The organism is Bacteroides sp. 2_2_4, from assembly GCF_000157055.1.
Taxonomy (GTDB): Bacteria; Bacteroidota; Bacteroidia; order Bacteroidales; family Bacteroidaceae; genus Bacteroides; species Bacteroides ovatus.
Genome location: NZ_EQ973359.1, coordinates 433356 through 457689, shown reverse-complemented (window position 1 = coordinate 457689; position 24334 = coordinate 433356). Strand labels below are relative to the sequence as shown.

The 24334-nt window shown below is 43.6% G+C and carries 20 protein-coding genes and 1 tRNA gene; 7 read left to right on the top strand and 14 right to left on the bottom strand.

Annotated features, from left to right (window positions below; all coding sequences use genetic code 11):
* Positions 1–113: 113 nt before the first annotated feature.
* Genes BSCG_RS15150 through BSCG_RS15160 form a run of 3 tightly spaced genes read right to left on the bottom strand, consistent with a single transcriptional unit; the run spans position 114 to position 3570 of the window.
* Positions 114–857, bottom strand: coding sequence for an ABC transporter ATP-binding protein (locus BSCG_RS15150; protein ID WP_004300330.1), 744 nt, complete (start codon positions 855–857; stop codon positions 114–116).
* A 48-nt stretch (positions 858–905) separates the two neighbouring features.
* Entirely contained in the window at positions 906–2126 is a 1221-nt protein-coding gene (locus BSCG_RS15155; RefSeq protein WP_008775893.1) for an efflux RND transporter periplasmic adaptor subunit, read from the bottom strand.
* Positions 2127–2172: 46 nt separating this feature from the next.
* Positions 2173–3570 carry a TolC family protein gene (locus tag BSCG_RS15160; protein WP_032849489.1) on the bottom strand — a complete coding sequence of 466 codons (1398 nt, stop codon included), beginning with the start codon at positions 3568–3570 and terminating at the stop codon, positions 2173–2175.
* A gap of 218 nt (positions 3571–3788) precedes the next feature.
* On the opposite strand from BSCG_RS15160, the gene BSCG_RS15165 reads away from it, so the two are divergent.
* From BSCG_RS15165 to cydB, 3 genes are read left to right on the top strand one after another with little or no spacing between them, the layout of a single operon-like run.
* Positions 3789–4025, top strand: a complete 237-nt coding sequence (locus tag BSCG_RS15165) for a DUF4492 domain-containing protein (RefSeq protein WP_004313359.1) — start codon at positions 3789–3791, stop codon at positions 4023–4025.
* Between the two features lie 20 nt (positions 4026–4045).
* Entirely contained in the window at positions 4046–5593 is a 1548-nt protein-coding gene (locus tag BSCG_RS15170) for a cytochrome ubiquinol oxidase subunit I (RefSeq protein WP_004313358.1), read from the top strand.
* Positions 5594–5626: 33 nt separating this feature from the next.
* A complete protein-coding gene (gene cydB, locus BSCG_RS15175; RefSeq protein ID WP_004313357.1) occupies positions 5627–6769 on the top strand; it encodes a cytochrome d ubiquinol oxidase subunit II in 1143 nt (380 codons plus the stop codon).
* A gap of 249 nt (positions 6770–7018) precedes the next feature.
* Here the strand turns inward: cydB and BSCG_RS15180 are convergent, their stop codons facing one another.
* The 4 genes from BSCG_RS15180 to wecB form a co-directional block, all read right to left on the bottom strand.
* The gene (locus tag BSCG_RS15180) at positions 7019–7975 is read right to left on the bottom strand and encodes a D-2-hydroxyacid dehydrogenase (RefSeq protein ID WP_008775891.1); all 957 of its coding nucleotides are present in this window, start codon (positions 7973–7975) and stop codon (positions 7019–7021) included.
* 147 nt (positions 7976–8122) lie between these two features.
* Complete coding sequence (locus BSCG_RS15185) at positions 8123–9394, bottom strand: replication-associated recombination protein A (protein WP_004316871.1); 1272 nt, start codon at positions 9392–9394, stop codon at positions 8123–8125.
* Positions 9395–9400: 6 nt separating this feature from the next.
* A complete protein-coding gene (locus tag BSCG_RS15190; RefSeq protein ID WP_004311580.1) occupies positions 9401–11977 on the bottom strand; it encodes a DUF5686 and carboxypeptidase-like regulatory domain-containing protein in 2577 nt (858 codons plus the stop codon).
* A 366-nt stretch (positions 11978–12343) separates the two neighbouring features.
* Entirely contained in the window at positions 12344–13429 is a 1086-nt protein-coding gene (wecB, locus tag BSCG_RS15195) for a non-hydrolyzing UDP-N-acetylglucosamine 2-epimerase (protein WP_004311581.1), read from the bottom strand.
* A gap of 92 nt (positions 13430–13521) precedes the next feature.
* Between wecB and BSCG_RS15200 the strand changes: the two genes are divergently transcribed.
* Positions 13522–14145 carry a trimeric intracellular cation channel family protein gene (locus BSCG_RS15200; RefSeq protein ID WP_004311582.1) on the top strand — a complete coding sequence of 208 codons (624 nt, stop codon included), beginning with the start codon at positions 13522–13524 and terminating at the stop codon, positions 14143–14145.
* Between the two features lie 198 nt (positions 14146–14343).
* Here BSCG_RS15200 and BSCG_RS15205 read toward each other — a convergent pair whose 3' ends face one another.
* The 3 genes from BSCG_RS15205 to BSCG_RS15215 all read right to left on the bottom strand — a co-directional run bounded on the left by BSCG_RS15205 (position 14344) and on the right by BSCG_RS15215 (position 16592).
* Positions 14344–14841, bottom strand: coding sequence for a DUF4251 domain-containing protein (locus BSCG_RS15205; protein WP_008775890.1), 498 nt, complete (start codon positions 14839–14841; stop codon positions 14344–14346).
* A gap of 182 nt (positions 14842–15023) precedes the next feature.
* The gene (locus BSCG_RS15210; protein ID WP_008643886.1) at positions 15024–15986 is read right to left on the bottom strand and encodes a M48 family metallopeptidase; all 963 of its coding nucleotides are present in this window, start codon (positions 15984–15986) and stop codon (positions 15024–15026) included.
* 45 nt (positions 15987–16031) lie between these two features.
* Positions 16032–16592 carry a LemA family protein gene (locus BSCG_RS15215; protein ID WP_004311585.1) on the bottom strand — a complete coding sequence of 187 codons (561 nt, stop codon included), beginning with the start codon at positions 16590–16592 and terminating at the stop codon, positions 16032–16034.
* Between the two features lie 240 nt (positions 16593–16832).
* Here BSCG_RS15215 and BSCG_RS15220 point away from each other — a divergent pair, with 240 nt between their 5' ends.
* Complete coding sequence (locus BSCG_RS15220) at positions 16833–17336, top strand: RNA polymerase sigma factor (RefSeq protein WP_004300346.1); 504 nt, start codon at positions 16833–16835, stop codon at positions 17334–17336.
* 270 nt (positions 17337–17606) lie between these two features.
* Here BSCG_RS15220 and mtgA read toward each other — a convergent pair whose 3' ends face one another.
* From mtgA to BSCG_RS15235, 3 genes are all read right to left on the bottom strand, one after another.
* Complete coding sequence (mtgA, locus tag BSCG_RS15225; protein WP_004311587.1) at positions 17607–18350, bottom strand: monofunctional biosynthetic peptidoglycan transglycosylase; 744 nt, start codon at positions 18348–18350, stop codon at positions 17607–17609.
* Positions 18328–19044 (bottom strand): OmpA family protein, encoded by a 717-nt coding sequence (locus BSCG_RS15230; protein ID WP_004311588.1) that lies wholly within the window; start codon positions 19042–19044, stop codon positions 18328–18330. The genes mtgA and BSCG_RS15230 overlap by 23 nt, the downstream gene beginning before the upstream one ends.
* A 162-nt stretch (positions 19045–19206) precedes the next feature.
* Complete coding sequence (locus BSCG_RS15235; protein WP_008643882.1) at positions 19207–20559, bottom strand: MATE family efflux transporter; 1353 nt, start codon at positions 20557–20559, stop codon at positions 19207–19209.
* 91 nt (positions 20560–20650) lie between these two features.
* Between BSCG_RS15235 and BSCG_RS15240 the strand changes: the two genes are divergently transcribed.
* Positions 20651–22036, top strand: coding sequence for a GDSL-type esterase/lipase family protein (locus tag BSCG_RS15240; protein WP_004315933.1), 1386 nt, complete (start codon positions 20651–20653; stop codon positions 22034–22036).
* Between the two features lie 192 nt (positions 22037–22228).
* Positions 22229–24100, top strand: a complete 1872-nt coding sequence (locus BSCG_RS15245) for a PAS domain-containing sensor histidine kinase (protein ID WP_032849488.1) — start codon at positions 22229–22231, stop codon at positions 24098–24100.
* A 72-nt stretch (positions 24101–24172) separates the two neighbouring features.
* Here BSCG_RS15245 and BSCG_RS15250 read toward each other — a convergent pair.
* A tRNA-Lys gene (locus BSCG_RS15250) sits at positions 24173–24245 on the bottom strand.
* Positions 24246–24334 lie beyond the last annotated feature (89 nt).

Sequence of the window (24334 nt, the reverse complement as noted above, 5' to 3'; positions counted from 1 at the left end):
GTTATGAGACTGTAAAATGTTGGCGTGATGCTCTAAGCATATCATCTTATAACTTCATTGTTCCTTATCACATGAATTGCCTCTTATAACTTCATTACTCCTTATCACATTAATTAATCCTCGTCATTCTTTGGCAATGCAGCCAGCGCTTCGGCAGCAGACAGAATTTTGGGATTGGTCGTATCTTCTATAACCTGACCGTCACGCAGCCGGATATTCCGGCTGCTATATTGCGAAAGTTCGGGATTATGTGTCACAAAGATAATCGTACGTCCCTCTGCATGAAGTTTCTGAAACAGTACAAGTATCTCGAAGGAAGTACGGCTATCGAGGTTTCCGGTCGCTTCGTCGGCAAGAATTACTGCTGGATTGTTGACCAAGGCACGTGCAATGGCTACCCGTTGCATCTGTCCGCCGGACATCTGGTTGGATTTGTGTTCCAGACGATCCCCTAATCCTACGGCCTGTAAAGACTCGATGGCACGTCGGCGACGTTCGGAAGCACTGACGGCAGAGTTATACATCAGCGGTAGTTCCACATTTTCCACAGCCGTTGTTTTAGGCAACAGGTTGTAGCTTTGGAACACGAATCCAATCTTCCGGTTTCTTAGTACCGCACGTTGAGGCTTGCTCATCGTACGTACGGGAATATCGTCGAGCAGATACTCTCCGCTTGTTGGGGTGTCCAGGCAGCCTAATATATTAAGCAGCGTGGATTTTCCCGAACCGGAAGTACCCATGATGGTGACAAACTCCCCTTCATTGATATTGAACGAAACGCCCCGCAATGCGTGAACGGTTTCGTCGCCTACCTGAAAGTTACGTTTGATATTTTGTATTTCAATTACTTTTTTCATCGTCAATAATGTGCTAATGCGCCAATTCGTTATTGGCACATTGAATAATTATTTTTTCTTCTTACTTCCCGGAGGGCCTGGCATGAACGGGCTTCTTTCTCCGCCATTTTCCATATTTCCTTCAGGTCCCATGTTTTCACCGGGCATTACACCTATAGTAGCTTCGGTTACCACCTTTGTCCCTTCGGGAATACCACTGATAATTTCGGTGGATATGCCGTTGCTGATTCCCACTTCTATCGGATGAGCGGTGAATGTAGTTCCTTCGCGCGTCCAAAGTTTATGTTCGCCTTCGCAATCTTTCACGATGTCATTTTTACCGATCAGCGGTTTTTCCGGTGTGAATCGTAAGGCTTTGTTCGGAACGGACAATACGTCTTTTTTGTCAAGGATATAAATCGTGACATTAGCCGTCAAACGCGGTTTTAGTTTCAAGTCGGGGTTGGGGGCAGAGATGACTACTTCGTAAGTGACTACTGTTGAAGTGCTGTTCGTGCTGCTCGTACTGCTTGCGTCGCCCAAACGAATCTGGGTAACGATCCCTTCGAATACATCATTCGGATAAGCATCTACCGTGAAGCTGGCACGTTGGCCTTCTATGATACCACCTATATCAGCTTCATCTACGTCGGCTACTACTTGCATCTGTGTCAGGTCGGCAGCAATGGTGAATAGTGTCGGAGTTTCGAATCCGGAAGCAACGGTTTGTCCTGCTTCTACATCACGGCTGATGACTACTCCGTCAATCGGTGAAGTAATGGTAGCGTAAGATAGGTTACGTTCCGCTTTCGCGAGCGATGCCTTACTGCTGTCATAGCTGCTTTTCGCTTTCTGATAATTGTAGAGTGCCTGTTCGAAGTCCGTATCACTAATCAGTGACTTTTCGTGCAAGCCTTTGCTGCGTTCATAATTCTTTTTCTGATATTCATATTCAGCTTTCGCACCATCGTAAGTTGCCTGCTGTGAGGCCAGTTCACTTTGCAATGTGACGCGGTCCATCTCAGCAATCAGTTGTCCTTTGGTTACTTCCGAGTTGTAGTCTACGTAAATTTTGTCGATGATACCGGACACCTGCGTACCGACTTCTACTTCCGTCACCGGTTCGATCGTTCCGGTAGCAGTCACCGAATTTGAAATATCGCCTTTACTGACAGTAGCGGTGGCGTACGTCACTTTGTGCTTGGCGGGTGAACCGGCAAAGAGCCATATTCCTGCTCCTACAACCACAACGACTACTACGGCGATTAGAATAATCTTTTTCGTTTTCATTCGTTTATTATGCTTTTACTTATTTATAATGCTGATTTTATACTCTTTATAAAGCTAATTGATCTCCCTGATAGAATTTCAGCAACTGTGTATTCAGTATAGCCATATATTTAGCCTGAAGCTGTTCCTGTTGTGCTTGCAGCAAATTATTCTTTTCAGTAAGGAGTTCTACGGTATTCTTCATTCCCAGATTAAACTGTTCGCTAATCAACTCATAGCTGATTTGTGTACTTTTCAACTTTTCGTTTGCGGCAGCATAACGCTGTTGCGCGCTGTTGGCATCCAGCCAAAGGCTTTCAATGGTTTTGTACAGTGCCTTTTGTTCGTCAAGCAAGGATAACATGCTCGTTTCGTACTGCAATTTAGCTTTTTGTACGGCACTTTTCGTTTGACGGTTATTGAAGATAGGCACACTGACAGACAATCCGATAGAGTTGTTCCATCCGTTCTTCACTTGTTCTCCGAAGGTAAAGTCGCTGCCGCTGGTATGGTTGGTTCCGATTCCTGCGCTAAGGCTGATGGTGGGGAAATAGCTTGATTTGGCGATATTGATACCCAGTTCGGAAGCTTCTACATTCAGTTTGCTCGCTTCAATCTCCGGACGAAAGCTCAATGCGCTGATGTACACATCTCTTTTGGTAGGCAGCGGAGCCAGCACATTTTCGTCGGACAGGGCAGGGAGGTAGATGTTCATTTCATTCTCCCCATCCAGTTCGAGCAGTTGTTTCAGTTGTAATTTGTAATCTTCAAGAGTGGCTTGCGCTGTGACAAGTTGGTATCGGTCGGTGCTCACCTGTGCTTCCAGTTGCGCGAGGTCGCTTTTGGCAATACTTCCGGCATTCAGAAGTTCCTGTCCTCGGTCGCGCTGTGCAATGGAAACTTGCAGGGTGTTTTCGTTTACTTTCACAGATTCGGCTGCATAAAGAATCTGGATATATACTTGGGCGATGGACTCCTGAATATTATTTTCGGAAGTCGCCACATCCAGCTCGGCCATCTGATTATTCAACTTCTCCTGTTGGATGGTTTTCAACCGTTTATTACCATTATATAGAGTCCACGAAGCATTCAGTCCATAATTACCGTTGTAGCTCGTTTTGCTGTTGCTACTGATAATCTCGCTACCGCTCACCCGGCTACTTGTCTCTTGGTACGGACGATTCACCACCTGATGGCCGGTAGAAAACGAAAGACTGGGGAACAAGGCAGCTTTAGCTGTCTTCACATCAATCTGCGTGCTGGCCGCAGTGATCCGGTTTTTGCGAATTGTAATGTTCTGCTCCTTTGCATAGTCGATGCATGACTGCAAGTCCCATTGATCCGGGATTTTCGTTTCTTTCAGCGTATCGACTTGCAGCGGAGAAACCTGGGCAGATATGCCGGACAGCATACCTGCTCCAAGAAATGTCATCACTGTCAATCTTCTTACATTTATCATATTCATACTTCTATTGATTTACTGTTAGCGAAGGTACGTACATATTATATATGCCGCAAAAACGATAGACGGATGACGTTATTTCGCCGTTAAATGATTTTTTTCTGTCGATAGGTAGGTTTTTGAAGAAAAACACGACAAATCTTGCAACTTTTTTGACTACTTGTTTGTTTTAATTATAAAAAATGTATATTTGTACTCATTACAAATTATAACGTAAATATATGAAGAATACACTGCTTACGATCTGGAATTTCTATTTGGAGGGCTTCCGTAGTATGACCTTAGGACGTACCCTATGGGTTATTATTTTGCTGAAATTATTCGTCATGTTCTTCATCCTCAAAATGTTCTTTTTCCCTGATTTCCTCGGCGACCACCCAACGGATGCCGATAAAGGTACATACGTGGGAAATGAACTGATAGAACGTGCCATCCCCGATAAATCTACTGATTTTTAACTCTTAAACTACATAGGATTATGATTGAAAGTATTGACACCTCGCTGATCGATTGGTCGAGAGCCCAATTTGCGATGACAGCCATGTACCACTGGATTTTTGTTCCCCTCACACTTGGACTGGCAGTGGTGATGGGAATCATGGAGACGCTGTATTATAAAACAGGCAACGAATTTTGGAAAAAGACTGCCCAGTTTTGGATGAAACTTTTCGGTATTAACTTTGCCATCGGTGTGGCAACGGGGTTGATTCTGGAGTTTGAATTCGGTACGAACTGGAGCAATTATTCGTGGTTTGTAGGGGATATCTTCGGTGCTCCGTTGGCTATTGAAGGTATTCTGGCATTCTTTATGGAAGCTACGTTTATCGCGGTTATGTTCTTCGGATGGGGAAAAGTAAGTAAACGTTTCCACTTGGCTTCCACCTGGCTGACAGGATTGGGAGCTACGATTTCTGCGTGGTGGATTCTCGTTGCCAACGCATGGATGCAGCATCCGGTAGGCATGGAATTCAATCCTGACACTGTCCGTAATGAGATGGTTGATTTTTGGGCGGTGGCTACCTCGCCTGTAGCAGTCAATAAGTTCTTCCACACGGTATTGTCCGGCTGGGTGTTGGGTGCTATTTTTGTGGTCGGTATCAGTTGTTGGTACTTGCTGAAGAAACGAAATCGTGAGTTTGCACTGGCCAGTATCAAGATTGGTGCAATCTTCGGATTGGTAGCATCGTTGCTTTCTGTTTGGACGGGTGACGGTTCCGGTTATCAGATTGCCCAGACACAACCGATGAAACTGGCAGCAGTGGAAGGTCTGTATGAAGGCGGAACGAATGTCGGTCTGGTCGGAATAGGAGTATTGAACCCTGAAAAGAAGACTTACAACGATGGGAAAGATCCTTTCCTCTTCCGTTTTGAAATCCCGAGTATGCTTTCTTTCCTTGCCGAGCGTAATGTGGACGGTTACGTTCCGGGCATTACGAATATCATCGAAGGTGGGTATCAGTTGAAAGACGGATCGAAGGCTCTCTCTGCTGCCGAGAAGATAGAACGTGGTAAAACGGCTATCGGCGCATTAGCTGCCTATCGTGCTGCAAAGAGTGCCGGACACGAGGAGGATGCAAAGATTGCATATAATGTATTGCAGGAAAATATTCCCTATTTTGGCTACGGATATATCAAAGACGTGAACCAACTGGTTCCGAATGTTCCTCTCAACTTCTACGCATTCCGTATAATGGTAATCTTGGGCGGATATTTCATCCTGTTCTTTATAGTCGTTCTTTTCTTTATCTATAAAAAGGATTTGAGTAAGATGCGCTGGATGCACTGGATTGCTTTGCTGACAATTCCTTTGGGTTACATCGCCGGACAAGCCGGATGGGTGGTTGCCGAATGTGGTCGTCAGCCGTGGGCTATCCGCGATATGTTGCCTACGATGGCTGCTATCTCCAAACTGGATGTAAGCTCCGTGCAAACTACGTTCTTTATCTTCCTGCTCCTGTTTACAGTGATGCTGATTGCAGGTGTCGGAATTATGGTGAAAGCTATCAAGAAAGGACCGGACGCATAATACTTAATACTTATTACTTAATACTTGAAACTTATGTATATATTTTTGCAACAATATTGGTGGCTTGTCGTTTCCTTGCTGGGAGCCATACTCGTGTTCTTATTGTTTGTGCAGGGAGGTAATTCATTATTGTTCTGTCTGGGTAAAACCGAAGAGCATCGTAAGATGATGGTGAATTCTACCGGGCGTAAGTGGGAGTTTACGTTTACTACGTTGGTGACGTTTGGAGGAGCTTTCTTTGCTTCTTTTCCGTTGTTCTACAGTACCAGTTTCGGTGGTGCTTATTGGCTTTGGATGATTATACTTTTCAGTTTTGTATTGCAGGCTGTCAGTTATGAGTTTCAGAGTAAGGCAGGAAATCTGTTAGGTAAAAAGACATATCAGACTTTCTTGGTGATTAATGGGGTAGTGGGTCCTGTGTTACTTGGCGGGGCGGTGGCTACTTTCTTCACCGGTTCTGATTTCTATATTAATAAGGCCAATATGACAGACACTATTATGCCGGTAATCAGTCATTGGGGAAATGGCTGGCACGGATTGGATGCGTTGACGAATATCTGGAATGTAATTCTCGGATTGGCTGTCTTCTTCCTTGCCCGTGTATTGGGAGCACTCTATTTCATTAATAATATTGATGACAAAGAACTGACCGACAAATGTCGTCGTGCAGTACGCAATAACACAGTCTTGTTCCTTGTATTCTTTTTGTCGTTTGTCATTCGTACATTGGTGTCCGAAGGCTTTGCTGTTAACCCGGAAACACAGGAGATTTATATGCAGCCATACAAGTATCTCACAAACTTTATCGAAATGCCGGTAGTGCTGGCTTTATTCCTGATTGGAGTGGTACTGGTTCTTTTCGGTATCGGAAAGACATTGCTTAAAAAGACTTTTGATAAAGGTATCTGGTTTGCAGGAATCGGTACGGTGCTGACTGTTTTGTCTTTGCTACTGGTAGCAGGGTATAACAACACTGCCTATTATCCGTCATACACTGACCTGCAAAGCTCATTAACATTAGCCAATAGCTGCTCCAGTGAATTTACACTGAAGACAATGGCTTATGTTTCTATTCTTGTTCCGTTCGTGATTGCTTATATTTTCTACGCTTGGCGTAGTATCGACCGGCATAAGATTACCGAGAAAGAAATGGATGAAGGAGGACACTCATACTAATATATTAATTTGTATATTAGTCTTGTGTCTGTGTACTAATAATTTTGTCCATACACTCATACATTGTCCATATAGAATTTTGAAATAGAGATTCTAGTCGGAACAAATAAACTCCCCTTATTTAACATCACTCTAAGTCATGGTAGAGAGATAAAATAAAGGGAGCTTTTTATATATTTTATACTTAACGTGTGTGCCTAAACACTTCGGGCATTATGACACCCTCGTTATGAATTACACTAATGCTAATTATTTATTGACTACATTCTCCGGTTTGCCAGAAATGTAAGCCTGAAGATTGCTGATTGCAATATTCATCAGACGTTCACGAGCCTCTATGGTTGCCCAGGCAATGTGCGGAGTGATGTAGCAGTTCTTTGCTGTCAGCAATGGATTGTCGGCACAAGGCGGTTCGGTAGAAAGCACGTCTACGCCGGCTGCATAAATCTTACCGCTGTTCAAAGCATCTGCAAGATCTTGTTCGTTGATAAGCGGTCCGCGACCGGTATTGATTAAGATGGCTGTCGGCTTCATCATGGCAAGACGGCGTGCATTCACCATTTCGCGTGTTTCCGGCGTAAGCGGGCAGTGCAAACTGATAATATCACACTCGCTGAACAATTGATCCAAATCCATCTTCTTGATTTCCGGTGGCAATTGGAAGTGGGATTTAGAAGTCAATGCGTACACTTGCATACCGAATCCGATAGCAACACGCGCTGTGGTATATCCGGTGTTTCCCAATCCTACCAGACCGATTTTCTTATCCCGAAGTTCCATCAACGGAGTGTCCCAAAAACAGAAATCCTTGTTGTTTGTCCAACGGCCTTTGTGCACTTCTTCGGAGTGGTGTTGCACTTGTTGAGTGATGTTCAGGATATGCGAAAATACCATTTGAGCAACGGAAGCGGTGCTGTATGAAGGAATATTAGTAACGACGATTCCCCGTTCTTTGGCAGCAGCTGTGTCTACCACGTTGTATCCGGTAGCCAATACACCGATATATTTCAGTTCGGGCAGTGCAGCCATGTGGTCTGCATTGATGATTACCTTGTTAGTCAGAATTGCTTCTGCACTGGCTGCACGTTCTAATACCTCTTCCGGAGCTGTACGATCATAAATTGTACATTCTCCAAGAACTTTCATACCTTCCCAGGATAAATCTCCGGGATTGGCGGCAAAGCCGTCTAAAACTACAATCTTCATTTCAATTTCAATATTAATAATAAGTTATACGTGTTTTCTTAACAATATATTGATATTATAGGCGCGGATTACACGGATTTCACGTTTTCTTAAAATATGCTTTGCATGAAGCATCTGCGTAATCCGTGTAATCTATGCCTGAAAATATCATTTCTTGAATTTGTCTCCCCACAACTGTATCATCCGTTCGGCATGCTTCTGCTCTGCCGGATTGTTTTGCGGTTGCCATATCCGTTTGTCTTTCAGTTCGTCCGGGAGGAATTGCTGTTTGACAAAGTTACCTTCATAGCTGTGTGCATATTTATATTCCTGTCCGTAGCCCAGTTGCTTCATCAGTTTGGTCGGAGCATTGCGCAGATGCAAGGGGACAGGCAGATTACCGGTTGAACGGACTAACTCTAGTGCGTCATTGATCGCGCTGTATGCCGAATTACTCTTCGGACTGGTAGCCAGATAAATCGTTGTTTCAGCCAAAGGAATCCGTCCTTCGGGCCAGCCGATTTTCATCAATGTTTCAAAGCAGGCGTTAGCGAGAAGCAGTGCGTTCGGGTTTGCCAAACCAATGTCCTCGGCAGCCGAAATCACCAGTCGGCGGGCAATGAAAGCAGGATCTTCGCCTCCTTCCACCATACGGGCCAGCCAGTAGATCGCTCCGTCGGGATCACTGCCACGAATAGACTTGATGAAAGCGGAGATAATGTCATAATGCATCTCCCCATCCTTGTCGTATGCCAGCGGATTTTGTTGCAACCGTTCGGTCACCATTTCATCGGTGATGACGACAGTCTCTTCCGTTTCCGATTGCACAACGAGTTCCAATATATTAAGCAGCTTGCGGGCGTCTCCACCGGAAAAACGCAACATGGCGGTTGTTTCTTTCAATTCAATTTTGCGCTCTTTCAATACGGCATCCGTGGTGATGGCACGTTGCAGAAGTTCCAATAAATCTTCTTTCTCCAAAGATTTGAGCACATAAAGCTGGCAGCGGGACAGGAGAGGGCGGATGACCTCAAACGACGGATTCTCCGTTGTTGCGCCAATCAGCGTGACTGTTCCGTTCTCTACCGCTCCCAACAGAGAATCCTGCTGCGACTTGCTGAACCGATGGATTTCATCGATAAACAGAATCGGGCTGGACTGTGAAAAGAAGCGGTTGCTCTTGGCACGTTCTATCACTTCGCGCACATCCTTCACACCGGAAGTCACGGCACTTAACGTATAGAAAGGTGTTTCCAGTTTGTTGGCAATGATTTGCGCAAGGGTTGTTTTACCCACTCCGGGAGGTCCCCAGAGAATAAACGAAGAGATGCGTCCTGCGTCAATCATTTTCCGCAAGATAGCCCCCGGTCCAACTAAATGTTTCTGACCGATATAATCATCCAAAGTCTTTGGCCGTAACCGTTCTGCTAGTGGTTGCATAATTTTTTAGAATACCATTAATACCATGAAGCGGATACCGTTTTTGTTGATACCCGGATTATCACGATAAGTGAAACGATGTACATACTCAACGTGCAGCAACTTGAAAATGTTGTAGATACCTACACTTGCTTCGACATACGGCACTTTCGGGTCCATCACGAAACTGGTGAACTTACCGTCGCGTGTCGGGAAACGGAACAAATCGGGATTGTTGCTCTTGAACGGATTGTTCTTGTCCGTCAATGTTCCCCACAAAGCACGTACACGGAACATTTCCCTCCATTTCAGGTTCTTGATAAGAGGAATACGGTTGAAGAGTTTTCCATTCATGTCGTAGGATAATGACATGGAAGCGTAACGGTCGTTCAGGAATTCCATGTTATTAATCAAGTTGAACGTTTCGCGCTGGGTGATGTAGGACAAGTTGGCTTCCGGCAGGATTAACAACGGGAAAGGAACTGTGTTCCATTCTGCACCTGCTTTCACGCTGCAATCAATCTTTCCCCAGGAAGCCGGGAGCCAGAAACGTTTCCACACACTTGCTTCCGTACGGTTAAAGTTGTAATCCCCACCCAATACTCCTTTGAAACCCATGGCATGAGTGAGCGTAAAGATAGGAGCGTCCAGCGACACAGGCACGCGGCGTTGCTTGGAGTTGACAAATGATTCGCCCGGCGCATAGCGCAGCGTCAGACTAGCTTCGGAAGTCGTGACATCGTGCACACGGGTTTGTGCAGCATCATTACGCAGATATTCCAGTTTGCCGGTAGGCTCGTCGTTACGGTGTCGCAACATGGCTTTCACTCCGAATCCGGTCAGCGTTTCGAGTTCATAATTAATGGTGGCGTCGCGCATATACGACATCTGGTCTACTGTCGTTGTCTTGACCGACAGGAAGATATTATCTTTATCCGTAAACAGGAATTTGTCCATCGGAGACATTACGTCATAACTGTACGTTGCCGAAAGATAATGTTTCGGGAACTCCCAAACCACATAATCGCGTTTGTTGAACGAATAAGTCACCGTTCCGCTATATTTCCAGCGTTCGTCTTTCAGACCGTACGCTCCGTATCCGCTCAAGAACCAGTGCTTGTCGAAATGAGCCGTAGTCATACCGCTCAACCGGAAACGGGTACCATCAATGTAATTGCTCGAAATCATGGTGTTGATAGGGCCGATGTCCACTTTGCTCGGATGCTCTTTGCTTCCTGTCTCTACAAAGTTCTCAATCAGTGCTTTCGCTCCGAAGATGATGTATTTGAATCCCGGAATCTGTTCGAGACGGTTGACGAATACGTCCATCGAACTTTCTTTCTTTGTCAATGGTACTTGACGGACACTCGCCCAGTACTCATCGCTTTTCGAGAGCATATCCGCTTCTTTTATCACGCTGCCTTTCAACCGGAACAGTCGTTGTTCAATAGGATCGAATTTATAGTTACTATATTTCGTGGTTCGTTCCACCTGCAATCCACCTGCTGTTTTGTTAGAATTCCAGGAAAGGTCTACGGTCATGTCATCATCCGCCAACACCCAGTTGCCGTTGGGCAGTTGCTCATACTGTTGCGTGATGTCCATGCGGTTGACAAAGTTGACTCCGGTCTTTTTAGGCAGGTTCATTGTACATTTCTGAACGGCGTATGTAGAATCATTCAATACATACAGATGTCCGGTGAATCCGAAGTCTTGCGAGTTTTGCGGAACAAAAGTGAGGTGGACACATTCGCGTTTGTTTACCATCAATGTGTCCATCAGATAATATTTATAAAATGAGATGGCATTGTTACCGATCGGACTGACGAAACGCTGCTGAAGCAACCGGATATCATCATCGTAGATATTGATGTCGGCAAATACGTCTTTCAGTACGGTGCCAAGCATATCTCCCGTAGAGAAAAATTCTTCTATACCATTGGAGTTCTTTCCTTTGATAATCGTTTTCTTGTTTTCGGGATTTTTGCGGTAGATGGTTTGCGAGGACGTTTCCTGTACGGAAATAGGGAGAATCAACTTATTGGTTGTTTCCGACACTTCCACTTGGTCTCTTAAGAATGAATATTTTTTGTAGATACCTTTTTCGAGCTTTTCCGGTGTGAGGTCGTTGATAGACATTTTCATTTTCTCGTACTTGTCGTACTGATAGTACTCGTTCACTTCGAGGACTTGTGCCTTTTTGTGTTCGATTACCTTCTTCATGAATTCCACTGCCGGATTGTTCTTGCGGGAATATTTCTCCTTTTGAGGTTTCACGACAACCTCGTTCAGGAGCACATTATCCGGAGCTAACTTAACGTTCACTGTCTGATTGTTGGAACCAACCCGAACCGTTTTACTGATATAACCTACAGCGGAGAACACCAGTGTTCCTCCGTTTCTGCGGGTGTCAAGACTGTATTCTCCGTCAATATTGGTGATGGTACCCATATCTCTCTTTTCTTGGTAGTAAACAGAGATATACATCAATGGCTCGTGGGTAATCGAATCAGTGACTACCCCTTTAATTTGCTGCGCAAAAGCATTGGAAGCTACCAATACGAGTAAGAACAGTATAAGTATTTTGTTATATCGTTGTATCATAACGTTCGTAGTAGGGCTGCAAAGTTAACAAATAACTCTAAGGATAACAGAATATATAACTTTTTTTACCCATCGTTTTTTGTTGTTTACAAGCATATATCGTCCGATAATTCAAGGAACATCCCGCTGTTAATCCTTTTGATAAGGGCGTTTCCGCATTTCGTTCTCCCGGTTTCGGTATTTGAAACCTTTGCTCCCGTTGTAGGGCACTTTTTGTTTCGACCCTTGAAACTTTTTGTTTCCCGGCATGAAACTGTTGGTTTCTCGGTGTGAAACACTTTGTTTCTCGGTGTGAAACTATTAGTTTCATTGCTTGAAACTAACAGTCCCATGCCGGGAAACGGAATGGAACATGCCGGGTAAATATTATTTGCTCGTAAGTATCTGTACAATACGCTCTGCGGTACGTCCGTCCCAACGTTCGGGAAGTTCGCCACGTTTCCATTCACCGTGCATCAGTGTATCCATGGTTTTGGCAAGCAGGGCAGGATCTTCTCCGACAAGTTCGTTGGTGCCCATGCGCCACGTTTCCGGATGTTCGGCATACGTGTTGAGTGTGATACAAGGAATACCCAGGAAGGTCGCTTCTTCGGCTACGTTTCCCGAATCTGTTATGATTCCTTTCGCCTTGTTTATCAGATAACCGAAGAATAGGTAGTTCTGCGGTGGCATGATATGGAGATTCGGAGCTTCGATGTCCAACTCTTTAATGGCATTACGTACGTAGGTATGTAGCGGTGCAACGATAGGCATACCGGCGGACTTGTCGATGATTGTTTTCATCAACTGACGCAGATTCTCCTTATTGCCGAGTAATACACGACGGTTGAGAGTAAATAGGAGATAATTTCCTTCTTGCAGTCCCAGGACGGAGAACCATATCGGTTTGAGCAAGCGGTTCCGGTTATAGCGGATGGCATCAATCAGAATGTTGCCTACATAATATACGTTTTCGCTTTCCGTTCCCGTCTGGTTTAGGTTGCGGTTGGCAACCATGCCGGCTGTGAACAGATAGTCGGATAGTCCGTCTGTAATCATGCGGTTGACTTCTTTCGGCATTTTCATATCGAAAGAACGGGTTCCGGCTACGAGATGCGCTACCTTGATGCCTTGTTTCTTGGCAACGATGGCACAACTCATGGTTGCGGTCAAGTCGTCTACCACAAGGACTACGTGTGCCGGATTTTCCGTCAGTTCTTGTTCAAAGGCTACCATGATTCCGGCTGTCAAACTCGTTGGATTACTGCTTTCCACTCCCAGATATACATCAGGAGCTTTCATGTCGAGATCCGAAAAGAGAGAAGCATCCAGACTCGTATCGTCTTTCCTCCCGGTATAAACCAGTCGGTAAGAGATACTTTTACCCAGCGCCCGTGCGGCTTCAATAGCGCGTGTAATGGGAGCTATCTTCATAAAATTGGGGCGTGCCCCCGCAACAATTGTTATTTTCATATTGTTTCTACCTAATTCGGTTTAATTCGTGAAGCAAAAGTACATTTTCTTACGGAATTTATTCGTTACTTTGCATACAAAATAACAAATATATGCCCACATTCGTTCAAATTCTTGATTTTATAGGCACATTTGCCTTTGCTATTAGTGGTATCCGGCTAGCTTCGGCGAAACGTTTCGACTGGTTCGGCGCTTATGTGGTAGGACTTGCTACGGCTATCGGCGGCGGTACTATCCGTGATGTGCTGCTCGACGTGACACCGGGATGGATGACCGACCCTATCTATCTGATTTGTACAGGACTGGCTTTGTTATGGGTCATCTGTTTCGGACGCTGGCTCATCCGGCTCAATAATACTTTCTTCATTTTCGATACCATCGGTCTGGCACTGTTTACCGTGGTAGGTGTAGGCAAGAGCATTGCTCTGGGTTATCCTTTCTGGGTGGCGATTATCATGGGTAGCATTACGGGAGCGGCCGGTGGGGTCATTCGTGACGTATTTATCAATGAAATACCTCTTATCTTCCGAAAGGAGATTTACGCAATGGCTTGCGTGGTAGGCGGTATAGCATATTGGATTTGCGATCTCGCAGGTATGGAGTCCTACGCTTGTCAGTTGATTGGCGGATCAGCCGTATTTCTGACTCGCATCTTAGCTGTAAAATATCACATTTGCCTGCCTATATTAAAAGGTGGGGAAGAGCCGGAAGAATAAAAAAGATACTGCCCGAGTGAATGTGTTCATCTTGTTTCTATCGGATAGCTAATAATTAATAGTTTATATTATAAAATTAGGCACGGATTACACGGTTGCTGTATGGTAATCATCATTCTAACAACCGTGTAATCCGTGCAATCCACGCTTAATAATACAAAATTATTTAGCCCGTTTCTCTTACTTGTTTTTTGTTTCTTACTTCTCTTCCTTTATATACAGCTCCCCCTGAAAACTAATGGACTGACGGTTTTGCATATTGACATCAATGCTTGCCGAACCATTGGGGAATACTTTGACTCTGTATTCATACCTGTCTTCGGGATTGCGTGCGATAAACTCGATGACGGCATTTCCTTTCTTATCCATTTTCATACTGTATTCTTTGAGCACAGTTTTAAAATTTAGCCCGTCGCCTCCGCCATAGGGGATGCTGTAAGCCCGTCCATAATAAGGCAGATAAGAAATGACCGAATCGTTTCTGATTTCCAGTGAGTAGGAAGATGTCAAAGGGATGGAGCGTCCGCGCATCGGCATGGCGGTGTTGACATCTATCTTGTAGTTTTCAGATTCAATCAGCTTCTTTACGGCTTCTTTCTTCTGTTCTTTCTTTTCCTTTTTACTTTGAGCCGAAAGGGTAGGGATGCCCACTAGCAAGGCTAGTAACAGCATAAAGATTTGTTTCTTCGTTCTCATATCAGTTGTATTTAGGTTGATGTATATATGTATAACAACCAAATATAAGAAAAAGACAGGGATAGTTCTGTTTCCTTTAATGAAAATTAAACAGAAATCCCTGTTATTTATAAGTTTAGACCAATTAAGGGCATAATCAACTTTTGAATAAAAACGCTTGGGAAGAAAATTAGAACAGGCTTTTAGAACTGTTCCAGTATTTCAATTCGTTTTTCAATGGGAGGATGAGTGGCAAACAATCCGTTGATTCCGCTGAATATACTTTTCGATTTCTTTTTAGGATTCTGTATAAATAATTGCGCCACGTCTTTCCTTTCTACTGCCTCGATAGCAGGATCTGCTGATATTTTGCGGAGAGCGCTGGCCAGTGCCAACGGATTCTTTGTCATTTCTGCCGATCCCGCGTCTGCCATGTATTCGCGTTTGCGTGAAATGGCAAAACGCATCAGGCTTGAGAAAAGATAACCGATGGCGGCTATCACTAAAGCGAGTAGAATGAAAAGAAAAATACCGCCACTACCTTTGCTGTTGCTGCGTACACGTATGTGCGTGATGGTATATAATGTGATTTCTGTCAGCATGGAGAAGATACCGACAAAGACGATGGATATTATCAGCAAGCGCACGTCACGGTTGCGGATATGACTTAGCTCATGTGCAATCACTGCTTCCAGTTCTTCATCATTCAGTTTTTTGATGATACCTTCCGAGAGGGTAACAGTGTATGTACGTTCATTGATGCCGCTTGCAAATGCATTCAGAGAACTGTCATAGATGATATTGATTTTCGGCATCTTCATGCCTTGCGACATACATAGGTTTTCTACCAGGTTGTAAACGCGCTTATTCTCTATACGATCCAGCGGTTTGGAACCGGTGGCAGAATTGATAATGCTTGTGTTAGCCCAGTAGGCAATCAGAAACCAGATGATTACGATTCCCATGGTGTATGGCAACGAAGAGAGGAAGAAATGATTGACCATTGGCATTATTTCTATTTCCATACTCTTTCCGTATCCAAAAAGAACCAACAGGTAGCAGGATAAATAGAGGAGTGCTGCCACGAGACAGGGAAACAGGAACAGTAGAAACGCAGAGCGCAGATTATTCCGGCTCTGCTGTGTTTGGATTCCGACGTATTGCATGCGTGTTCAACTTTTGTAATTGAGTGGACGGTGTGAATAAAGAGTTTAGAAACTTATTTTAGGTGCCTGATCCAGATTCGCACGTTCATTCTTCCCCAGGTCGAACATGATTTCTCTTTGGAATCCGGTCATTCCTGCTACTATATTCGATGGGAATGTCTGTACGGCGTTATTATATTCTTTGGTTGCCGAGTTGAAGTAACGGCGGACAGCAGCCAGTTTATTCTCTACATCAGCAATTTCTTCCTGTAATTGCAGGAAATTCTGATTAGCTTTCAAATCGGGATAAGCCTCGAGAGTGATTTTCAATCCTGCAAGAGCAGAGCTTAACTGGTTTTCGGCAGCTATCTTATCATCAATCGTTTTTGCGCCGACTGCACCGTTACGTGCCTGAATCACCCGGTCGAGCGTTTCCTTTTCGTGTGCGGCATATCCTTTCACGGTGTCTACCAGTTGGGGAATGAGATCATGGCGTTGTTTCAACTGTACATCGATGTCGGCGAACGCATTTTCACGATTGTTTCTCAATTTCACTAATGAGTTGTACATGGAAGCAAAGAAGATGCCCAGTAATACAATAATCCCTACAATAATAAGTATGGTCATAGCTTTTTGTTTTATTTAATAATATAAAATCAAAAGTAATCTATTTGGTTCTTTTAACCAAGTAGTAGGGGGTAAATTTCGCTAATACCACCTAAAAACTGTCAGAAAGCACCCAAAATCTGTCAATTGATAGAATTTCACCCTAAAAAATAACGGATCCTACCCTGCTTGATAAGCAAAATACCTTTAAACTTGCAAACATCGAGAAAAACGAAATATTAACCATAAAACCATTAAAGTATGAAAAGTTTAAGTTTCAGAAAAGATTTAATTGGAGTACAGGAAGAGTTGCTTCGTTTTGCTTATAAATTGACGGCCAACCGTGAAGAAGCAAATGACTTATTGCAGGAAACATCTTTAAAAGCATTAGATAATGAAGAAAAATATGTTCCGGACACAAATTTCAAAGGATGGATGTACACTATCATGCGCAACATCTTTATAAATAACTACCGTAAAATAGTACGCGATCAAACTTTTGTTGACACAACCGATAATTATTATCACTTAAATCTGCCACAAGATTCAGGATTTGAAAGTACGGAAGGTGCTTACGACCTGAAAGAAATGCACCGCATCGTCAACGCACTCCCCCGGGAGTATAAGATTCCTTTCTCTATGCACGTATCTGGTTTTAAATACCGCGAAATCGCAGAGAAATTAGGATTACCATTAGGCACAGTGAAGAGCCGCATATTCTTCACACGTCAACGTTTACAACAGGAATTGAAAGATTTTGTATAAATGAGGATAGCGCATACAAACAAGCTTATTAGCAGAAGGAGCAAAGAGATAGATTCTCATTGCTCCTTCCTTTTTTATAACCTAATTTTATTTACGATTAAACGATTTACGATGTACGATTGAAATTTGAATTGTGAATGAGGAGATACTTATGCAAAGATAAGTACTTATAATTCCAAAAGTTATTTCAATCGTACATCGTAAATTGTCTAATCGTAAATCACCTATTCGTCTAATCGTAAATTAAACTAGGTTATAAATTCTTTCTTGTTATTTGCTTTTCTTTTTTTTGCTTTTTTTCTTTTCAACGGCCTTCTCTTCCGGTGGGAATTTAGGAACCAGATTCATTAGCCGTAATATCTGACTTTGTCGTTTTAGTATGTATGACGAAGGTTTCGCCGAGTTAAATCGTATCGGGTTGGGGAGGGTGGCGGCGATGAGTGCACATTGTCCCCGGGTCAGTTTGTCGGCTGTTGTTCCGAACTTATTTTTTGCGGTTGCTTGTGCGCCGTAGATGCCATTTCCCATTTCTATAGAGTTGAGATAGACTTCCATGATTCGCTCTTTCGACCAGAAGAGTTCGATGAGAAACGTAAAGTAGACTTCGAGCCCTTTGCGTACCCACGACGATTGCGGCCATAAGAACACATTCTTGGCTGTCTGCTGACTGATGGTGCTTGCTCCCCGTTTCCGTTTGCGTGTTTCGTTTTCTTTCATCGCTTTCTTGATTTCTACGAGGTCGAACCCGTTGTGTTCGGCAAAACGGTTATCTTCGGAGGCTATGACCGCCATCGGCAGGTTGGGAGATATCTTATCAAAAGAAACCCACGTGTGCTTCCACGTGGGTTTATCTCCTGAAAAAACTTGCTGAACGCTTCGGATAACCATCAACGGAGTTACATAAACCGGCATGAAACGATAAATAATCACTGCCAGTAGCGTTGATGCAAAGAAGAAAATCAGCAGGTTGCGCGTATAGCGCAGTAATTTTTTAATGAGTAGCTGCTTGTGCATCTTTAATCATTTGCTCACTTGCGTACATGTATACTTCTACACGACGGTTTTGTTCGCGACCGGCAGCAGTGTCATTGCTTGCAACGGGATCGCTTTCACCCATTCCTTGTACACTCTTGATCTGATTGGTGGAAACACCGCAACTCAACAAGTAACTGGACACACTTTGCGCACGTTCTTGTGATAAGTTCAGGTTCTTTTGCTGGCTTTGTGCAGCAGTACTGTTCTTCCAGCCCTGGTTGTCGGTATATCCGTAGATAGACACGTCCATATCCCGGTTCTGGTTGAGCACATTGTTGGCAAACTTGCTTAAAGCAGATTTAGCAGCAGCACTTAGATTTGCATTACCGGTAGTGAAAAGAATACCCGAGTCGAATGTTACTTTCACGGCTTGCAATCCGTTGTTGTCTGTTATCTGTTCTACTTGTGCGCCTTCAATTTGTTTTGCTTCTGCTGCTGCTTTGTCCATCTTCTTACCGATAAGAGCACCTGTACCTGCACCTACTGCCGTACCAATAGCAGCACCGATAGCAGCACCTTTACCTTTACCGATAACACCTCCCAGGATCGCACCTAGTGCAGCACCCGAACCACCACCGATAGCAGCACCTTTACCAGTGTTGTTCATACTTCCACAGCTACCAAATATCATGGCAATACTCATGAAGAGAACCATAAATTTCATCTTGTTCATAATGTTGATGTTTTTTAATTGGTTTATAAAAAATGTTTTTATACGAATCACTTCGCATTATTAATAACAATGCAAAGATACATATTATTTGGCAAGCGTGTACTTTTTAAGTTAAAATAACTCGGACGAGCCCCTTTGTTTGTTAATAAAGGGAAATGATAATTATCCTTTTATCGTTGAAGGAATACTCAAACACTTCTTTTTAATAATAATGAACCAACTCAAAAGAATTAACCCTTTGGCAACCGTGGTGATGCAGACTGCCCACCAGATTCCTTCCACTCCCATGCCCATCCGTACAAACAGGATGGCAAGCGGAATACGCATATAGTTGCAACTGATGCTGATAATGGCAGGAGGGATGGTGCGTCCGATGCCGTAGAATACTCCCTGCATGGTGATTTCGAGCATCATAAAAAGTTGCGAATATCCGTCGATACGGAGGAACACACCTCCGGCTTCGTAGGCCGCCTGTTCGGGGACGAATATGGCAAAAACTTCATTCCCGAAGAAAACGAATAGTAATGTGCAGAATGTACCGAAGATTCCCGTCATCCATAAAGTCGTATACCAGGCTCTAAGTACCCGTTCCACTCGTCCGGCGGCGTAGTTTTGGGCGATGAAGGCACTTAGAGCGGTGGAGAATCCCTGTGAGGTATTCCAGGTGATTGCTTCAATTTGCCCTCCGGTGGTGAAAGTCATCAGTCCGATGTGTCCTCCCTGTTCCGAGGCGGTGCGGCAAAGGAACATATTGACGAAAGCAAATAGCGTATTCAAAGTAGCTACGGGCAATCCCAGTTTAAAGATTCTCCGTGTATATTTTTTCTTTAGCCGCGTGAAGAAAGGGAAACCGCCAAGCAGGGCATCCCGGCAACGCAACTGATAAACGAAAATCAGGAAAACACTTGCTTCCGCAATCCAGGTAGCGTATGCCGCACCATTGGTTCCCAGCCCGAAACCGAAAATGAAGAGCGGGTCCAGAATGATGTTCAGTATCAATCCTGTGCCGCTGATAAAGAACGGGACTTTACTGCGCCCTGCTGCATTATAAATTCCGGTGAAGGCGGCGGAGAGGAAGACAAAAGGTAATCCGGTAGAAACAATCCGCAGATATTGGATGGCATTGGCCGTAATATGATCCTCGAGTTCATAGATGCGTATGATAGGTTCTGCAAATATAAAAAGGAGTGTGCCCCAACAGATGGAAATAATCAAAGCAATCGTGATGTTATGAGACGCGAAACTGCGGGCATCTTCCTGGCTTTGCGCACCGATGGATTGTCCGACACTCACTTCAGATCCCACCTTATTTAATAAGGAGATAGAACCGGACATCCAGGTCAGGATTCCGACAGAACCGATGGCGGCTACGGCTTCACTTCCCAGTCGTCCTACCCACGCCATATCTGTGAGGCTATATGCCATTTGGATAAACGACGTTGCCATGATCGGCATTGCCAGATTAAACAGTTGACGATTGATAGGGCCTTGTGTCAGATTCTTTATTCCTTGCATATAATTTTTCTAATCAAAATGGGGTGCAAAGATACGCAAAATTACTATCTTCGCGCATCTAATTATTCATTAATCAAAGTACATAGATACTATGAAACAGAAATTTTCTACTATTTTTATCTTGCTGCTTCTCTTTTTTGCTGGTTCACGAGTGGTAGCGCAAAATGCTCCGAAACCTTTTGATATTGAACAACCTTCACTTCGCGTATTTCTTCCTGCGCCGGAACTGGCTACAGGACGTGCTGTGGTTGCGTGTCCGGGAGGTGGATATTCACATTTGGCATTCGAACACGAAGGCTGTGATTGGGCTCCCTACTTTAATAAACAAGGTATTGCATTGATTGTGCTAAAATACCGGATGCCGAACGGTGATCGTACATTACCCATTTCGGATGCTGAAGCAGCAATGAAATTGGTGCGTGACAGTGCCAATGTCTGGAATTTGAACCCGAATGACATTGGTATCATGGGCTCTTCTGCCGGTGGACATCTGGCTTCTACCATTGCCACTCATGCTAAGCCCGAACTTCGTCCGAACTTTCAGATTCTTTTTTATCCTGTGATTACGATGGATAAATCTTATACCCATAGGGGCTCTCACGACAACCTTTTGGGAAAAGATGCTTCTGCTGAATTGGAACTTGAATATTCTAATGAAAAGCAAGTGACGAAAGATACACCGCGTGCTTTTATCGTATATAGTGATGATGATAAAGTCGTTCCGCCTGCTAACGGAGTTAATTATTATTTGGCGCTGAACAAGAACAATGTTCCTTCGGTACTTCATATTTACCCTTCCGGCGGACATGGATGGGGAATTCGCGAGGGTTTCCTCTATAAGAATGAAATGTTGGACGAACTGACGTCTTGGCTCCGTAGTTTCAAAGTTCCTCATAAAGATGCTATCCGTGTAGCTTGCATTGGAAATAGTATTACGTATGGAGCACGTATCAAGAATCGTGATCGTGACAGTTATCCGGCCGTGTTGAGCCGTATGTTGGGAGAGGCTTATTGGGTAAAGAATTTCGGAGTCAGTGCCCGCACTCTGCTGAACAAGGGCGATCATCCTTATATGAATGAAAAAGCTTATCAGGATGCGCTGGCTTTCAATCCTAATATCGTTGTTATCAAGTTGGGTACGAATGACAGTAAATCATTCAACTGGAAATATAAGGCCGACTTCACGAAAGATCTGCAAACAATGGTCGATGCTTTCAAAGCGCTGCCAGCTCAACCGAAGATTTATCTTTGTTATCCTTCTAAAGCCTATCAGACCGGTGATAATATCAACGATGATATCATCTCTAAACAAATCATTCCGATGATAAAGAAGGTTGCCAAGAAAAATAACTTGTCTGTCATCGATCTTCACGCAGCAATGGACGGAATGCCCCAATTGTTTCCGGATAAGATCCATCCGAATGAAGAAGGGGCTAAAGTGATGGCAAAAGCTGTTTATCAGTCCTTGAAAAAGTAAAATAAGGAACTTGACGATTGTAAAATTTCCGGTTGAAATAATCTCTTTTAGAGAAAGTTTCAACCGGAAATTTTTTAGTTTAATCACAAATAATCTTCTTATAATATGCTAAAAAAGTGTCTTTCTGAAAGTTAGATTTGTCGCTAATCTATATTTTTGCGCCCGAAAAATAATAAAATGATAAATAGCGTTATGAATAGACTACAAGATTTTACCTTTTTCTCGCAGTTGATGGCTAACGCTAATATGGGATGGTGGAAAGCCAATTTATCAACTGCGAATTATGAATGTTCTGACTTTATAGTAGAGTTATTAGGTCTGGATCAGACCGGAGTTATTAGTTTTGAAGATTTCAATAAACGTATTCAGAAAGAGGAACAACTTTCTACAACTGTTCATTCTTATGGTGTGTATCAACGGCCGGAGGTGGTGTATTTGCTTGATACGGTGAAAGGATCTGTTTGGGTACGTAGCAAGGTATGCTTTCAAGAAACGGATGAAGACGGAAACGAAATCGTCTATGGTATATCTGAAGTGCAAGATGGTCCTGATATGGCATCTGCTTACCAAGCTTTGCAATACAGTGAGCGTCTCTTATCTAACATTTTCAAGTATTTGCCTATTGGTATCGAGTTATATGATATGGATGGGGTATTGGTGGATCTGAACGATAAGGAATTAGAAATGTTTCATATAGAGAAGAAAGAAGACGTATTGGGTATCAATATTTTTGATAATCCTATTTTTCCGAAAGAAATGAAAGAACGGCTGAAGAAAAATGAAGATGCCGACTTTACTTTCCGTTATGACTTCTCGAAGGTTGGTTCGTATTATCAGAATACCCAAAAACAGGGTACAATTGATTTAGTGACTAAAGTGACTACATTATATGATAGTGAGCATCAACCGATAAACTATCTATTGATTAATGCGGATAAGACAGAAACAACGGTAGCCTATAATAAGATTCAGGAGTTTGAGGAGTTCTTTGAACTGGTCGGTGATTATGCCAAGGTCGGTTATGCCCACTTCAATATTTTGAGTGGACACGGCTATGCTCAAAAAAGTTGGTACAGAAATGTGGGTGAAGCGGATGAAACTCCGTTGTCCGACATCTTTGGCACATACCGGCATTTCCACCCCGATGACCGTGCCTTGTTGATTCGGTTTTTGGACGACGCACGAAAGGGACTTACCACCCAACTTAGCAAAGAGATGCGTGTCCTTAGGGAGGATGGCACATACACATGGACGCATGTCAATCTGTTAGTAAAGAAATATGCCCCGCAAGACCGGATTATCGAAATTATCAGCATCAATTATGATATCACAGAACTGAAAAGGACAGAAGAAATGCTTGTCAAGGCACGTGATAAAGCTGAAGCGTCCGATCGGTTAAAGTCCGCTTTCCTGGCTAATATGAGTCACGAAATCCGTACTCCTTTAAATGCTATTGTCGGCTTTTCAAGCCTGTTGACTAGTACGGAAAATGCAGCGGAAAAGGAACTATATAATTCTCTGATTGGACATAACAACAAACTATTATTAAATCTGATTAATGATGTAATTGATCTTTCTAAAATAGAATCCGGTTATCTGGAATTGCGTCTGGACTGGGTTAACCTTACCGAGCTTCTTGACGAGAGTGTAGCGGAGTATGCTCATCAAGTACCATCCGGCGTTGAACTTCTGACTAACTATCCGGCACATGATTCTCTGGTAGAACTGGATAGACTGCGTATCAAACAGATCTTGAGTAATTTCCTTTCGAATGCCTTAAAGAACACTACCACCGGACATGTGGAAGTCTTCTATGAGGTAGATCACCAATCTGTCAGAATCGGTGTTAAAGATACCGGTCGGGGCATCCCGCAGAATATGCTTGAAAAGATATTCGAAAGGTTTGAGAAATTGGATTCCTTTGCTCAAGGGGCCGGTCTGGGCTTACCTATCTGCAAACTGATCGTCGAGAAGATGAACGGGCGGATATTAGTCGATTCCCAACTGGGGATAGGTACTACTTTTATAATCGAATTACCGTGTCACTCTATGCTTGTAGAATAAGTATATGTGAAGAATATTAAAAGAAAATCCCTTGATAACGACTGATTATCAAGGGATTAATTTTATGTTTTGTGATCCGCCTGGGGCTCGAACCCAGGACCCCAACATTAAAAGTGTTGTGCTCTACCTGCTGAGCTAGCGAATCAATCCTACAGTGCTTTCTTTCGAATGCGGGTGCAAAGGTAGAACATTTTTTTATAACTCCAAAAGAATTCAAACCCTTTCGGTTCCAAC

What these genes read in the sequence shown, in the direction of transcription:
- BSCG_RS15205 (WP_008775890.1), bottom strand. Translation starts at nt 14,841, where the DNA reads ATGAGAACGAAGAAACAAATCTTTATGCTGTTACTAGCCTTGCTAGTG.
- BSCG_RS15165 (WP_004313359.1), top strand. Translation starts at nt 3,789, where the DNA reads ATGAAGAATACACTGCTTACGATCTGGAATTTCTATTTGGAGGGCTTC.
- cydB (WP_004313357.1), top strand. Translation starts at nt 5,627, where the DNA reads ATGTATATATTTTTGCAACAATATTGGTGGCTTGTCGTTTCCTTGCTG.
- BSCG_RS15210 (WP_008643886.1), bottom strand. Translation starts at nt 15,986, where the DNA reads ATGCAATACGTCGGAATCCAAACACAGCAGAGCCGGAATAATCTGCGC.
- mtgA (WP_004311587.1), bottom strand. Translation starts at nt 18,350, where the DNA reads ATGCACAAGCAGCTACTCATTAAAAAATTACTGCGCTATACGCGCAAC.
- BSCG_RS15170 (WP_004313358.1), top strand. Translation starts at nt 4,046, where the DNA reads ATGATTGAAAGTATTGACACCTCGCTGATCGATTGGTCGAGAGCCCAA.
- BSCG_RS15180 (WP_008775891.1), bottom strand. Translation starts at nt 7,975, where the DNA reads ATGAAGATTGTAGTTTTAGACGGCTTTGCCGCCAATCCCGGAGATTTA.
- BSCG_RS15240 (WP_004315933.1), top strand. Translation starts at nt 20,651, where the DNA reads ATGAAACAGAAATTTTCTACTATTTTTATCTTGCTGCTTCTCTTTTTT.
- BSCG_RS15245 (WP_032849488.1), top strand. Translation starts at nt 22,229, where the DNA reads ATGAATAGACTACAAGATTTTACCTTTTTCTCGCAGTTGATGGCTAAC.
- BSCG_RS15185 (WP_004316871.1), bottom strand. Translation starts at nt 9,394, where the DNA reads ATGCAACCACTAGCAGAACGGTTACGGCCAAAGACTTTGGATGATTAT.
- BSCG_RS15155 (WP_008775893.1), bottom strand. Translation starts at nt 2,126, where the DNA reads ATGAAAACGAAAAAGATTATTCTAATCGCCGTAGTAGTCGTTGTGGTT.
- BSCG_RS15220 (WP_004300346.1), top strand. Translation starts at nt 16,833, where the DNA reads ATGAAAAGTTTAAGTTTCAGAAAAGATTTAATTGGAGTACAGGAAGAG.
- BSCG_RS15190 (WP_004311580.1), bottom strand. Translation starts at nt 11,977, where the DNA reads ATGATACAACGATATAACAAAATACTTATACTGTTCTTACTCGTATTG.
- BSCG_RS15230 (WP_004311588.1), bottom strand. Translation starts at nt 19,044, where the DNA reads ATGAACAAGATGAAATTTATGGTTCTCTTCATGAGTATTGCCATGATA.
- BSCG_RS15200 (WP_004311582.1), top strand. Translation starts at nt 13,522, where the DNA reads ATGCCCACATTCGTTCAAATTCTTGATTTTATAGGCACATTTGCCTTT.
- BSCG_RS15235 (WP_008643882.1), bottom strand. Translation starts at nt 20,559, where the DNA reads ATGCAAGGAATAAAGAATCTGACACAAGGCCCTATCAATCGTCAACTG.
- BSCG_RS15150 (WP_004300330.1), bottom strand. Translation starts at nt 857, where the DNA reads ATGAAAAAAGTAATTGAAATACAAAATATCAAACGTAACTTTCAGGTA.
- BSCG_RS15215 (WP_004311585.1), bottom strand. Translation starts at nt 16,592, where the DNA reads ATGACCATACTTATTATTGTAGGGATTATTGTATTACTGGGCATCTTC.
- BSCG_RS15160 (WP_032849489.1), bottom strand. Translation starts at nt 3,570, where the DNA reads ATGAATATGATAAATGTAAGAAGATTGACAGTGATGACATTTCTTGGA.
- wecB (WP_004311581.1), bottom strand. Translation starts at nt 13,429, where the DNA reads ATGAAAATAACAATTGTTGCGGGGGCACGCCCCAATTTTATGAAGATA.